We start from the raw sequence: 12,386 nt of genomic DNA on the forward strand, positions 1-12,386 counted from the left end.
ATCATGGCGCCTTGACGCCGATTTAGGTAGTGGGGGGAGACCATTTCATCAACAGCCTCCTAGAGATTCAGCAGCAGCACCAGCAGCCCGACCGCCCAGCAGTAGATGCCGAAGGCCGCCAGCCGTCTGCGGCGGATGACGCCCATCAGCAGGTGTATCGAGAACAGTCCGACGATGAAAGCGGCCGTGGCCCCGGCCAGATAGGCCGGCAGCGTCCCGGTCGCGACCTGCTGCAGGTCCCGGATGGAAAGCAGGGTGGCGCCGCCGACGGCGGGCAGGGCCAGCAGAAAGGAAAAGCGCGCCGCGGTCTCGCCCTCGACGCCCCTCAGCAGCAGGGTGGCGATGGTCGACCCGGAGCGGGAAATTCCCGGCATGATGGACAGCCCCTGGGCGATACCGACCAGGATGGCATCGACGGCTGTAAGGCGGCTTTCGTCGCGCCGGCCGTTGCGGAAGCGTTCACAGATGAAGAGCAGGGTGCCGGTGACCAGCAGCATGGCGGCCACCAGCGGAATGTTGTCGAACAGGCCTTCAAAGGTTTCCTTGAAACTGAGGCCGATGATGCCGGTTGGAATCGAGGCCAGCAGCAGCAGGCCGAGCAGGCGGAAATTGTTCCGCTGCTGGTCGGTACGGCGCAGCGGCGAGACGATCAGCGCGGCCAGTTCGCGCCGGAAGTAGATGACTACCGCCAGCATGGTGCCGAGGTGCAGCAGCACGTCAAACAGGACGCCCGGTTGCTCGAAGCCGCGCAGGTAGTGTTGGGCGATGGCCAGGTGGCCGGAACTTGAAATCGGCAGGAATTCCGCAACGCCCTGCACGACGCCGAGAAAAACAGCTTGTCCAAAATTCATTTATTGAATCCCTCCGGATATGCGGATATAGAGTCAAAGTCCCAGAATGAATGGCAATATCAGAGGCCGCCGGTCGATCGTCTTGTTGAAGAAACGGCGCAGGGTCTTGCGCACCTCGACCCGGATCTCCTCCCAGTCGGAGACGGCATCCAGGCTGTGCTCAGCCAGCATCTCCCGGACCTTCTGCGCCGCTTCGGCCAGGTAAGCTTCGCTGTCCTCTTCGGGGACGAAGCCGCGGCTGAAGATTTCCGGACCGTAAATAATTTCGCCGCTCGCCTGGTTGAGGGCCAGGATGACATTGACCACCCCGTGGTGAGCGAGATGACTGCGGTCGCGCAACTCCGGCGCTCCGAGATCACCGACCCCGCGTCCGTCGATGAAGACCCGGCCGGTCTCGACCCGTTCTTCCCGTCTGGCGCTGTCGGCCGACAGGGTGAGCGGCTCACCGTTGCCGAGAATAAAGATATTGTCCTCCGGAGTTCCCATCTCCTGTGCCAGGGCGGCGTGATGCACCAGGTGACGGTATTCGCCGTGGACCGGTACGAAGTAGCGCGGTTTGACCAGGCTGTGCAGGGTCTGCAGTTCGTCGCGCGAGGCATGTCCGGAGACATGCACCTCGCTGGTGGTTTCGTAAAAGACCTGCGCCCCGCGCCGGAAGAGTTGGTTGATCAGGTTGCTGATCGCCTTTTCATTGCCGGGGATGAATTTCGACGAAAGGATGACGGTGTCGCCGGTTTCAATCTGCAGTTGCTTGTGATCGGCGGCCGCCATGCGCGACAGGGCCGAGCGCGGTTCCCCCTGGCTGCCGGTGGTCAGCAGCAGGATCTGGTCAGGCCGGGCGTCACGGTAGCTGTGCAGATCGAGCAGGGCGTCGTCGGTGATGTGCAGGTAACCGAGCTGCCGGGCAATGGCGATATTGGCCACCATGCTGCGGCCGTTGACCAGCACCTTGCGGCCGACCGCCGCGGCGGCGTCGAAAACCTGTTGAATACGATGGATGTTCGAGGAAAACGTGGCCACCACCACCTTGCCGCTGCAGTTCGGCAGCAGAGCCTTGAAGGCTTCACCGACGGTTCGTTCCGACAGGGTGTGACCCTCATGCTCGACATTGGTGGAGTCGGCCAGCAGCAGCAGGGTGCCTTCATCGCCGCAGACGGCGAGTCGCTCCAGGTCGGTCGGCTGACCGTCGACCGGGGTCGGATCGAGTTTGAAGTCGCCGGTATGGACGATCTGCCCGGCCGGGGTCTGCAGAATCAGACCGGCGCCGTCGACGATCGAATGGGCGGCACGGTAGAACTCGGCGCTGAACGGTCCCAGGGCGATCGGCTTGCGCAGCTCGACTTCACGCAGTTCGGCCGCCTTGTCGAGATCATGCTCGGCCAGCTTGCTGCGCAGCAGGCCCAGGGTCAGGCGGGTCGCGTAGACCGGCGGTGAACCGAGATCCTCCAGCAGGTAGGGAAGGGCGCCGATGTGGTCTTCGTGGCCGTGGGTCAACAGGATGGCGAGGATGTCCCGGCGGCGTTCCCTGAGGACACTGATGTCGGGGATGACCAGGTCGATACCGAGCATGTGAGCCTCGGGGAACATCAGTCCGCAGTCGATAATCAGCAGCTTCCCGGCCGCCTCGACGGCCAGCATGTTGAGGCCGATCTCTCCCAGCCCGCCGAGAGGCAGGATACGGACGGTTTTGCAGTTCGCATCCAGTGGCGTCGGTTTCAAGCTGATTCCCCCAGGTGGGCGGCAATCGGGGCGCGTACCGTCGCGATCAGTTCGTTGAGCTGGCGGACGGAAAGTCCGCCGGTTTCGATGGGTGGGAAGAATGTCACCCGGATGCGGCCGCCGTGGACGGCGCGACCGTATTTGGGCATGATCTGGTAGCTGCCCCGGATCGCCACCGGCACGATCGGCACTCCGGACTGCAGGGCCACCATGAAGCCGCCTTTCTTGAATTCGCGCAGGCGGCCGTCTTCGGTGCGGGTGCCTTCCGGGAAGATGGCCACCGAGGAGCCGGCGGCGATGCGGGCCGCCGCGGTCTTCATGCCTTCCAGCGCCTTGCGGCGGTCTCCACGTTCAACAGGGATGTAACCGGCCCGCCGCATGGCGCCGCCGAAGGCCGGAATGCGGAACAGTTCCGCCTTGGCCAGCCAGCGGAACTGCACCGGGATCCCGGCCAGCAGGGCGAGAATGTCGGCGTTGCTCTGGTGGTTGGCCATGAAGACCACCGGCCGGTCGCGGGGTATCAGCTCAAGGGCCTCCAGCTCAAGGGGAATTCCGGTCAATGCCAGACCGATGCGGCCCCAGAGTCGTGCCCAGTTGTGTACTGCGTCGGCCCCGATCCAGGAGATGGGAATGACGAGCAGGCTCATCAGCAGGGTCAGGGGCAGAACAGCAAGATAGAAAATAAGTGTGCGCATAATCGCGGAACTCCATCGATTTCTCAAGATTCGCAGTCTAGAGGAGCGAGCCGGGGGCGTCAATGATTTTGCCTCCGGCCGGACATCACTGTTTTTCCTTCGCCCCTTTACACTCCGGTCCGATTTGGCTACACTCATTGCCGACTGGAACCCCGGCTTCCCGGCCTGATCCCGGGCGTGCCCTTTTCCGGTTCCTTCTGTCCGGTTTTCGTCATCCATTTCAATCCTCAGGGAGGATCTTCACCATGTCCGTCAACAAGGTCATTCTGGTCGGCAACCTCGGCAAGGACCCCGAGTTGCGTTACACGGCCGCGGGGGTGGCGGTCGCTACCTTTTCCCTCGCCACCTCGGAGCGTTTCAAGGACCGCAACGGTCAGCAGCAGGAGAAGACCGAGTGGCACAACATTGTCGTCTGGCGCAACCTCGCCGAAATCTGCGGCAAGTACCTGCACAAGGGCAAACAGGTCTACATCGAAGGCAAGATCCAGACCCGCTCCTATGACGACCGGGACGGCAACAAGCGCTACATCACCGAGATCGTCGCCGATGAAATGCGCATGCTCGGCGGACGCAACGATGAAGGTTTTCAGCGACCTGCGGCTCCGGCTCAGCCGCAGCAGCAGCCGCAGCAACAGGCGCAGCAACAGGCGCAGCAGCAGGCGCAGCAGCAGGCGCAGCAGCAGGCGCAGCAGCAGGCGCAGCAGCAGCCGGCGTCCGGTGGCTTCCAGGAACCGGGCTACAATACCGACGACGACATCCCGTTCTAGGCAGGCTGATGAAAAACGCCCATCTGCTTCGTTGTCCTTTCCCCGCGTCAACGACGTACCTTGCGGTACGCCTTATTCCGCAGGGGTGCGGACGCCTCGCATCTGGACATTTTTGCTCAGCCTGGGGAACTGCATTTTTCAACCCCGGCCAGGCAGGCTGATGAAAAACGCCCATCTGCTGCGTTTAGACCGACAAGCTGCTTGGGAGCCTGACGTTTTCAACACCCTGCCAGATCCCCGACCGCTTGACGCGGTCGTTCCGGATCCGGACAACCTGTCAGCCGGAATGGGGTAAAGAACCGATGCTGCAACAGCGCAAGGAAGGTTTGAAAAAGGCACTCAACGACAGCGATGCCGGAGTGCGGGCGGCGGCTTCCCGGGCGCTGGACGACCTTGAGGCGCTTGACGAACTGGAACATCTGCTGGTTGCCGCCGAAGGCGGTGAGCGGGGGGTTCGGGTCAAGGCGCTGTTTGCCCTGGAACGGATTCGCTCGCCGCGGGTTTTTCCGGTGCTGCTCAAGGCCCTTGAAGATGAGGATGCCGATATCCGGGCGGCCGCGGCTCAGGTTCTCGGCAGCAGGCATCATCCCAAAACCCTCTCCCCGCTGGTCAGGTTGCTCAAGGACCCCGCCCCGGCGGTGCGCGCGCATGCCGTGACCGCCCTCGGACACTTCAGCGACAGCCGCCTGGTTCCCTACCTTGCCGCCCTGCTCAAGGCAGAGGATGATGTTCTGGCCTGTGCGGCGATCCGTTCCCTGGCGCGGATCGGTGATCCGTCAGCGACCCCCCACCTGCTCGAAGCCCTCGAAGATTCCCGCCCCAAGATTCGGGCCGCGGCCGCGACCGCTCTCGGCGAACTGGATGTTTAGAGGCAGGCGCGAGGTTCAAGGATCGAGGATCGAGGAAAACCATGGGGACGGTCCCTCTCAGGAAGGGAGCCCGTCCCCTTTTCGTTCTGACGGATCCAAAGCCCCCAGATGATAGGCGCCCGCAGGCCGAGGAGTGAGGTGTAGCGGCATCTACTCCGCAATGACGAGGACCAGGGGAACAACGCAGATGGGGGCTTTGGATCCGTCAGTCCAGGTAATCGGTGACGTTGATGCCCTTACTGAAGGGATCGACCTCGGCGGTGATGCGGATGGTGTCGGGACCGGCCAGTTCTTCGATACGGGGTTCGGTGAGCATTTCGCCGTCACTGTCGAAGAGTATTTTCAGCCGCAGGTCATCCGGTTGCTCGGTGCTGACCCAGATCACCAGGCCGATTTCGTTGTTGGTCAGGCGCACCAGGGTGCCGACCGGGTAGGGACCGAGGAAACGGATGAAGTTCCGCAGGAACTCTGGGTGCAGGACCGTCCCCGACAGTTCTTCGAGGCGTGAAATGGCACTCTTCGGTGTCATCGGACGCTGGTAGGAACGCAGCGTGGTCATGGCGTCGTAGGTGTCGGCGATGGTCGCCATGTCGACCATCGCCGAGGCCGCCCGGCCACGGGCATCGGCCGGGTAGCCTTCGCGGTTGTAGCGCAGATGGTGGCCGAGAACGATATCGATGATTTCCGGGGTCATCCCTTCCATCTTCCGAACGATATCCGCGCCGTTGGTCGGGTGACGTTTGATCTGCTCGAACTCCTCATCGGTCAATTGGCCCGGCTTGTTGATGATGTCCCAATCGATCTGCAACTTGCCGATATCATGCAGCAGCGCGCCGAGACCGAGGATGCGCAACTGGTTTTCCTTCAGCCCGCAGGCCCGGCCGACGGTCAGGGCGAGGACGGCGACATTGACCGAGTGGGTGAAGGTGTAGTTGTCGTAATCCTTGAGCATCGACATGGCAAGCAGGGCATGCGGTTCGGTCAGGGTCATGTGGACCATGCTTTTGACCGTGGCCATCGCCTCGTTCGAGGTTGGAATGGCGCCCATGCGCACGTCGTGGAAAATGCGGTCAACAACCGCCAGGGCACGTTTATAGACCGCACGCGGCGAATGCAGGTCGTCTACGTCATCTTTCCTGACCATGATCGGGCGGATGTGGTGTACCCCGTGGGCGTGCAGCACTTCGCTGAAATGGTCGCCCCTGGCCCGACCGTCGTGCAGCACCTGCAACAGGTGGCGCAACTCCAGGGCAGTGACGCCATGGATGAATTCGAGGCCGTCGATCTGCAGTTTTCCCAGCAACTGTCCGATTTCCACGGCGGCCGGGTTGTCGTCGACAAAGAGAACTTCCTCAAGAAACAGGGTTCCTTCCAGCAGTCCCAGGCGAACCGTGTCCTGGCGGCGCAGCATGGTGAACAGACGATCGACCAGCAGTTCCATCTGGCGGGTATTGGCGGGATGGTCGAGGGGGTAGAGACGCAGGCCCTTGACAGCTCCGGCCAGCCCCTGGACGATCTGTTTAGGCAGTTCCTGGTTCATCTTCCCTCTGGATTCGTTTCAGGGACAGGCCGGCCTGGCGGGCGACGGTGGCGGAACGGTCGCGGGTCGCCGTTTCCAGCAGCGGCATGGAGGCGGGATCGCCGATCTCTCCCAGTGCCTGGGCGGCCGCAACGCGCAATTCATCATAGCTACGGCGTTTGAACAGCCGGCGGCGACGCAGCACATGACTTAATACCGGGACAGCTTCGGAAGAGCCGATTTCGCCGAGGGCGCGAATGGCGTCCCGGGTGCGTCCCTTGTGCTTGAGAAAAAAATCGGCCTTGCGGATGATACGGCTCAGCTTGGGAACGGCGGACGCATCCCCGATCACCCCCAGGGAGAGTAGCGCCTGGCGGCTTACTTCGCCGTCCTCGTCATCGACGGCTTCCAGCAGGATCTGGACCGCGCCGCTGCCGCCGATCCGGGTCAGGGCCCGGATCGCCTCACGGCAGACCCGGGTGTCCTCGTGGTGCAGCAGTTCGTTGAGATGGCGGGCGGCGCCCGGGTCACGGATTTCGCCGAGGATGGTGGCGGTATTGCGCACCACGTACCAGCGTTCATCCCGGATGTATTCGAGCAGGGTCGGAACCGCCTGGGACCCCTGGCGGATCAGGACCGCGGCGAGCTGCTTACGGATGCCGGCATCGGTTTCCCGGGCCAGATGCTCCATCAGTCGCGGGGCGGAGCGTTGCTTGAGGAAGGCGAGGATGCTGACCAGCAGTTGCCGGTGCTTATCCGGCAACTGCGGTTCGCAGAGAAACGCGATCAGGAAATCGATGGTTTCCACGTCGCAGATCTGTTGCAGGGCGTGCAGGGCGAATTCGCGTCGGACCTGTTCCTGGTCGCGATCGGTGACCAGCCGGCAGAGCAGGGCCAGTGCTTCGAGCAGCAGCAGCCGGTCCTCCGGGGTCCGATGCCGCAGCGCCAGGGGGACCAGTTCCTCCAGCAGGCCGCGAAACTGCTGTTCATCCCTCGTCTGGCACAGCCGAGCCAGAATCTCCTGCAGACTGCGTTTTTCATCCTGCAGGTCGCCGCCACCGGTCACTTCGCCGGGGCCTTCCTCTTCCTCGCCACCGGTTCCGGCGGCCTTGGCCGTTTCGATTTCCTGTTTGCACTGGAGAATACTTTTCAGGTCGGTTTCGTTGACCCAGATGGTGGTCACCTGCTGCCGCAGCAGGATCTCCTTGATGCCTCCGGCCTTGCGAATTTCGGCGGGGTCGGTGGTCAGCGCGCGACCGAAGGCAAGCAGGTCGGCCACTGTCAGGTCGGGAAGGACCAGCAGGTGCTGGACCAGTCGGGAAAAGAGGAAGGCGGCCAGTTTCTTCAGCACCTGGATGTTCTTGTCGACCGCCGTGTCAGCCAGGAAAAACCCCTCCTTGCGCACCGTGCAGACCAGGCTGTCGCCGCTTTCCAGCAGCGGCAGAAAGGCGTTTCGGGTATCGCCGGCCGCACTCTTGAGAGCCGGATGCCCGGCCGGATAGTACTGGACCGCCTTGATCAACCGGGTCAGTTCGCGCAGGGCGGTCGCGAGTTGTGGCGGGGCGGTCTGGGTCACGGGTTCACTCGGGGTAAAGGGCTGTTAAGTGCCTAACATACCTTGTCGAAAGTCCCTTGTAAATTCCCAAATCCACCGGCAATTTCGGGATTCGGCTGTCGTTACGGATGAATCTGCTTCGTTGCCTTCACCGGTTCGGTGCTCAACGTAGCTCGGCTACGTCTGCGCCCGAATCGGCACGGCCCTCGCAGCTCCACCCGTTCCGCCACCCTCGGTCCGCGAAACAGCCGGTGGATTCGGGAAATTGCTTTGCCGTTATCCCTGCGGATTCGTGTCGCCCTCTTCGGTCATGCAGAAACCGCTGTCATGGATGCCGTGGTCCTCGGCCCGGTACATCTCATCGATCAGGTGCTGGTAGCGTTCACGGACGATTTTCCGTTTCAGTTTCAGCGTCGGGGTTATTTCATCGCCGGCAAAATCGCGGGACATCAGGGTGAAACGCTTGACGTGCTGGAAGGAGGGCAGCCCCTCCTGCAGTCGTTCGATGCGACGGCGCAGCAGGTCGAGAACCTGGGGGTTGCTGACCAGTTCGCAGTGATCGCTGTAGTTGATATTCTTCCGTCGGGCGTAACTTTCCAGATTGTCGAAGTTGGGAACCAGCAGCGCGACCAGAAAGGGTTTGCGGTTGCCGAAAAGAAAGGCGTTGGTGATGAACTTGTCGCTCTTGAGCCGGTTTTCGATGATCTGCGGAGCGATATTTTCACCGCCGGCGGTGATGATCAGGTCTTTTTTGCGGTCGGTCACGGCCAGATAGCCGTCCTGGTCGATTTCGCCGATGTCGCCGCTGTGGAGCCAGCCGTCGATCAGGACTTCGGCTGTTTTTTCAGGGTTCTGCCAGTAACCTTTGAAAACCGTTTTGCCGCGGATCAGGATTTCGCCGTCAGTGGCCAGTTGCAGCTCGGTACCGCTCATCACCCGGCCGACGGTACCGAGACGGGTGCCGCGAGGGTTGTTGACGGTGATGCCGGCGGCGGTTTCGGTGAGGCCGTAGCCTTCGTAGATCGGCAGTCCCGCAGCGTGGAAAAATTCAGCGACCCGGCGCGACAGCGGGGCTCCTCCGGATACGAAAAAGCGGATTTCCCCCCCGAGCGGCTGGCGCAGTTTGGAAAAAACCCTGGCGCGCGCCAGCCGGGTGACCAGGGTTAGTCCGGCCGACGGCGTGCGGCCGGCCTGTTCCGCGGCCAGGTGGGCAGAGGCGGCCTTGAGGGCGCCGAAAAAGAGCTGCTTTTTCAGCCAGGGGCCGCTCAGGATCCGCTCCATGACGCGCGCGTACATTTTTTCAAACAGTCGCGGAACACTGATGACCACGGTTGGACTGACCTCCTGGAGATTGGCCGGTACACTGTCGATCCCCTCGGCATAGTTGATCACCGCCCCCTGCTGGAGCATGTAGTAATAGCCGTCGACCCGTTCGAAGATGTGGGAGAGCGGCAGAAAGGAGAGGCAGGAATCCTCTTCGCCGATGTCGAAGCTGTCGCGTGCCGCCTCGATGGCCGAGAGGATGTTGCCGTGGGTCAGCATCACTCCCTTGGGCGGCCCGGTGGTTCCCGAGGTATAGATGATCGAGGCCAGGTCATCGCGCCGGATGGCATCCAGGCTCTGCTGGAGCATTTCGTCGTTGACCGCTGGTGCGAGGAAACGGTCGAGCGGCAGAACCTCCCGACGGTCGAGGTAGCCCCGCAGCAGAATGATTTTTTCCAGTTGCGGCAGGGTTTCCTCGGCCTGCAGCAGTTCGGCCGCCATGGCCTCATCATGGATGAAGAGGAACCGGCTGCCGGAATCGGTGAGAATGTGGGCGACCGCGGCCGGGCCCTCGGTGTGGTAGACCGGCACCGTCAGCCCGCCGCAGGCCATGATCGCCAGGTCGGCGAAAGCCCATTCCGGACAGTTGGGAGCCATGATCGCGATCCGGTCACCGCGTTTGAGGCCCAGGGCCTGCAGACCGCCGGCATAGCGCCTGATCTGGCTGGTGAACTCCTTCCAGCTGATATCGACCCAGACGTTGTTCTGCTTGCGGCGCAGGGCGGTGCGTTCTGCACGGGCGGGGGCCAGTTTGAGAATCGATGTCGGGATGCTGTTGTTCATACGGTGCCTCCGGGTTCGGGATCGGGATTGATGTTGGCGTCGCAAAAACTCACCTGCAGCTGCGTTGCTGCGCTTGTTTCGCTGCTTCAGCGTACGCAAGTACGCCTCATTGCTCGACAAACGCGCGCCTTGCTGCCGGCGCTTTTTGCTTGGCCAACATCATAGATGCTTTTTCTTGAAAGCCTCTATGATGGATGGCGTCAATGAAGGGACCTGCGGAGCCGGCCCCCGGGACAATTTGCAGCACGCCGCTGAGAGATTACAGCCTGCAGATTAAATTATACCCGACAGTTGCCGACTTGACAGGTCCGCGGCGAACTGGCATGAAGAAGCATGGTTCTAGGTGTTACCGGAAATATCGCCAGCGGCAAGAGTCGCATCGCCCGTTTGTTCGGAGAATTGGGAGCGGCGGTCGTCAGTGCCGACCTTCTGGCGCGGGAGGCGGTGGCGCCCGGCAGCGGGGCCCTGCAGCGGATTGTCGATCGTTTCGGCCGTGGCGTGCTGCTTGCTGACGGTGAGCTTGATCGCGCGGCGCTGGGACAGTTGGTCTTTGCTGATCCGGCTGCCCGGCGGGATCTGGAGGCGATCACCCACCCCGCCATCGCCGATCTGGCGGTGCGACGCCTGGCCGCATTGCGGGCGGAAGGGCCGTCGTTGATCGTCTACGAAGCCCCGCTGCTCTACGAGGCCGGGGCCGAAGACCGGGTCGACAGGGTGCTGGTGGTGACGGTTGACCCGAAGGTGCAGCTGGCCCGGCTGATGGCCCGCGATCAGCTCGACGCGGTCGCCGCCCGCCAGCGTATCGATGCCCAGCTGCCGCAGGCCCTCAAGGCCGCCCGCGCCGATTACGTGATCGACAATTCCGGCCGCTGGCAGGACTGTGCCGCCCAGGTGCGGGAACTTTACGCGCGGCTGAGTGGGGGGAGGGGCGGCTGAAGGCTGGAGGCTGGAGGCTTTTTTTCATCCGTCGGCGAGAAAGTCGCTGATCCGCTTCAGGGTGTCTTCGAGCTGCGGGTTTTCATCGATGGTCAGCACGTGCGGGACATCGGGACCATAGCGGAAGAAACGTTTTTCCCGGCTGGCGAGCCGGTTGAAGATCTCTTCGGCGCTTTGCGGGTCAACGGTCTGATCTCCCTCGGCGCAGAGAACCAGGGTTGGGGTTTCGATGGCGGTAAGTTGTTTCTGCAGTTCATTGCGCAGCAGGTTGATCTGCTCGACGCCCGCCAGCGGTCGCCGGTCATAGAAGTAGGGGGCCAGATCCTCGGGGTTGGGCTGCTGCTGGAAGGCCTTGAGGTATTTCAGCCAGCCCGCCAGCGGGGCCAGGTAGTGACGCAGGCGCAGGTAGGGGGAAAGCAGCACCAGGCGCTGCAGCGGGGTCCGGGCTGCGGCCATCAGCACCAGCAGGGCACCGGTGCTGGAGCCGACCGCGGCCACCGGACGTTCCCCGGCGGCCAGCAATTCCACTCCCCGGCAGACGGTGTCGAGCCATTCCCGCCACGAGCGGTCGGTGAGGTCCTCGGGGGTGGTACCGTGTCCCGCCAGGCGCACCGCCAGACAGTCATGCCCCTCCCGGGCCAGGCGGCGGGCCGGATGCAGCATTTCCCAGGGGGTGGCGCAGAACCCGTGGACCAGCAGCACCGGGGATTTTTTATCTCCCCGGCCGGGCAGAAAGAAGGGCAAGTTGGCGGGATGGCTGACACCCTCCTGCCGGGCCTGGTCGCGCCATTGTTCGAGTTGTTCGCTGATCTTCCCGGTTGTCGGCATCTCCGGCTCCTGCTGGAATTTTTTTTGAGTTTATCCGGTCGGAAAGGGAAAATCCAACTCGCTCATCCCGCCTCACGGGGATAGCCCCCCCTCTGGATTTCCTTTAGCCTTTAGCCTTTAGCCTTTAGCCTTTAGCCCAGTGCCCAGTGCCCAGTGCCCAGTGCCTTGCCTGTCACCTCTAAACCCAACTTCGCCGGTCCCGGCCGGCCGCCGGCTTACTCTTTTGTCGGCCCAAAAGAGTAAGCAGAAAAGGGCCAGCGCCTGCGGCGGGCAGGGACACGTTCACCTGCAGGCATTCGTTCCAACCTTACGGGGACAGTCCCCTTAAATGAGGGGGACTGTCCCCCTTCCGGTCCATCTTCCGTGGCAGCGCCCGGCGGCGGTACTCCGCCAACGTCGCTGCGAGGGGGAGCAGGGTGGCCTGGCAGCGTCGCAAACAGTTAAATCTTTCAGCCTTCAGCCTCCAGCCTCCAGCCTCCAGCCTCCAGCCTCCAGCCTCCAGCCTCCAGCCTCCAGCCTCCAGCCTCCAGCCTCCAGCCTC

Annotated in this window: 10 protein-coding genes; 3 read left to right on the top strand and 7 right to left on the bottom strand. The window is 62.7% G+C overall.

Translation table 11 applies throughout. The annotated features are described in order from the left end of the window. Window positions 1-59 precede the first annotated feature (59 nt). Genes C2E25_RS16735 through C2E25_RS16745 form a run of 3 tightly spaced genes read right to left on the bottom strand, consistent with a single transcriptional unit; the run spans window position 60 to window position 3,265 of the window. Window positions 60-851, bottom strand: a complete 792-nt coding sequence (locus C2E25_RS16735; RefSeq protein ID WP_103116860.1) for an undecaprenyl-diphosphate phosphatase — start codon at window positions 849-851, stop codon at window positions 60-62. A 33-nt stretch (window positions 852-884) separates the two neighbouring features. After that, window positions 885-2,570 (bottom strand): ribonuclease J, encoded by a 1,686-nt coding sequence (locus tag C2E25_RS16740; protein ID WP_269845126.1) that lies wholly within the window; start codon window positions 2,568-2,570, stop codon window positions 885-887. Next, the gene (locus tag C2E25_RS16745; RefSeq protein WP_233189472.1) at window positions 2,567-3,265 is read right to left on the bottom strand and encodes a lysophospholipid acyltransferase family protein; all 699 of its coding nucleotides are present in this window, start codon (window positions 3,263-3,265) and stop codon (window positions 2,567-2,569) included. Before C2E25_RS16745 ends, C2E25_RS16740 begins: the two co-directional genes overlap by 4 nt. Window positions 3,266-3,501: 236 nt before the next feature. On the opposite strand from C2E25_RS16745, the gene C2E25_RS16750 reads away from it, so the two are divergent. Beyond that, a complete protein-coding gene (locus C2E25_RS16750) occupies window positions 3,502-4,032 on the top strand; it encodes a single-stranded DNA-binding protein (RefSeq protein WP_103116869.1) in 531 nt (176 codons plus the stop codon). A 302-nt stretch (window positions 4,033-4,334) separates the two neighbouring features. After that, window positions 4,335-4,901 carry a HEAT repeat domain-containing protein gene (locus C2E25_RS16755; RefSeq protein ID WP_103116861.1) on the top strand — a complete coding sequence of 189 codons (567 nt, stop codon included), beginning with the start codon at window positions 4,335-4,337 and terminating at the stop codon, window positions 4,899-4,901. A gap of 205 nt (window positions 4,902-5,106) precedes the next feature. Here C2E25_RS16755 and C2E25_RS16760 read toward each other — a convergent pair whose 3' ends face one another. The 3 genes from C2E25_RS16760 to C2E25_RS16770 all read right to left on the bottom strand — a co-directional run bounded on the left by C2E25_RS16760 (window position 5,107) and on the right by C2E25_RS16770 (window position 10,081). Further along, entirely contained in the window at window positions 5,107-6,441 is a 1,335-nt protein-coding gene (locus tag C2E25_RS16760; RefSeq protein WP_103116862.1) for an HD-GYP domain-containing protein, read from the bottom strand. Further along, complete coding sequence (locus tag C2E25_RS16765; RefSeq protein WP_103116863.1) at window positions 6,422-7,996, bottom strand: HEAT repeat domain-containing protein; 1,575 nt, start codon at window positions 7,994-7,996, stop codon at window positions 6,422-6,424. Before C2E25_RS16765 ends, C2E25_RS16760 begins: the two co-directional genes overlap by 20 nt. A 255-nt stretch (window positions 7,997-8,251) precedes the next feature. Beyond that, window positions 8,252-10,081 (bottom strand): AMP-dependent synthetase/ligase, encoded by a 1,830-nt coding sequence (locus C2E25_RS16770; RefSeq protein WP_103116864.1) that lies wholly within the window; start codon window positions 10,079-10,081, stop codon window positions 8,252-8,254. A 333-nt stretch (window positions 10,082-10,414) separates the two neighbouring features. On the opposite strand from C2E25_RS16770, the gene coaE reads away from it, so the two are divergent. After that, a complete protein-coding gene (gene coaE / locus C2E25_RS16775; protein WP_103116865.1) occupies window positions 10,415-11,017 on the top strand; it encodes a dephospho-CoA kinase in 603 nt (200 codons plus the stop codon). Window positions 11,018-11,041: 24 nt separating this feature from the next. Here coaE and C2E25_RS16780 read toward each other — a convergent pair whose 3' ends face one another. After that, window positions 11,042-11,845: an alpha/beta hydrolase gene (locus C2E25_RS16780; protein WP_103116866.1), complete on the bottom strand. Its 804-nt coding sequence runs from the start codon at window positions 11,843-11,845 to the stop codon at window positions 11,042-11,044. Between the last annotated feature and the right edge of the window lie 541 nt (window positions 11,846-12,386).

The sequence above is a fragment of the Geothermobacter hydrogeniphilus genome, assembly GCF_002898515.1.
Lineage (GTDB): Bacteria > Desulfobacterota > Desulfuromonadia > Desulfuromonadales > Geothermobacteraceae > Geothermobacter_A.

Excerpts from the sequence above, each read along its gene's own strand:
- C2E25_RS16770 (WP_103116864.1), bottom strand. The coding sequence starts at position 10,081 with ATGAACAACAGCATCCCGACATCGATTCTCAAACTGGCCCCCGCCCGT.
- coaE (WP_103116865.1), top strand. The coding sequence starts at position 10,415 with ATGGTTCTAGGTGTTACCGGAAATATCGCCAGCGGCAAGAGTCGCATC.
- C2E25_RS16780 (WP_103116866.1), bottom strand. The coding sequence starts at position 11,845 with ATGCCGACAACCGGGAAGATCAGCGAACAACTCGAACAATGGCGCGAC.
- C2E25_RS16745 (WP_233189472.1), bottom strand. The coding sequence starts at position 3,265 with ATGCGCACACTTATTTTCTATCTTGCTGTTCTGCCCCTGACCCTGCTG.
- C2E25_RS16735 (WP_103116860.1), bottom strand. The coding sequence starts at position 851 with ATGAATTTTGGACAAGCTGTTTTTCTCGGCGTCGTGCAGGGCGTTGCG.
- C2E25_RS16755 (WP_103116861.1), top strand. The coding sequence starts at position 4,335 with ATGCTGCAACAGCGCAAGGAAGGTTTGAAAAAGGCACTCAACGACAGC.
- C2E25_RS16760 (WP_103116862.1), bottom strand. The coding sequence starts at position 6,441 with ATGAACCAGGAACTGCCTAAACAGATCGTCCAGGGGCTGGCCGGAGCT.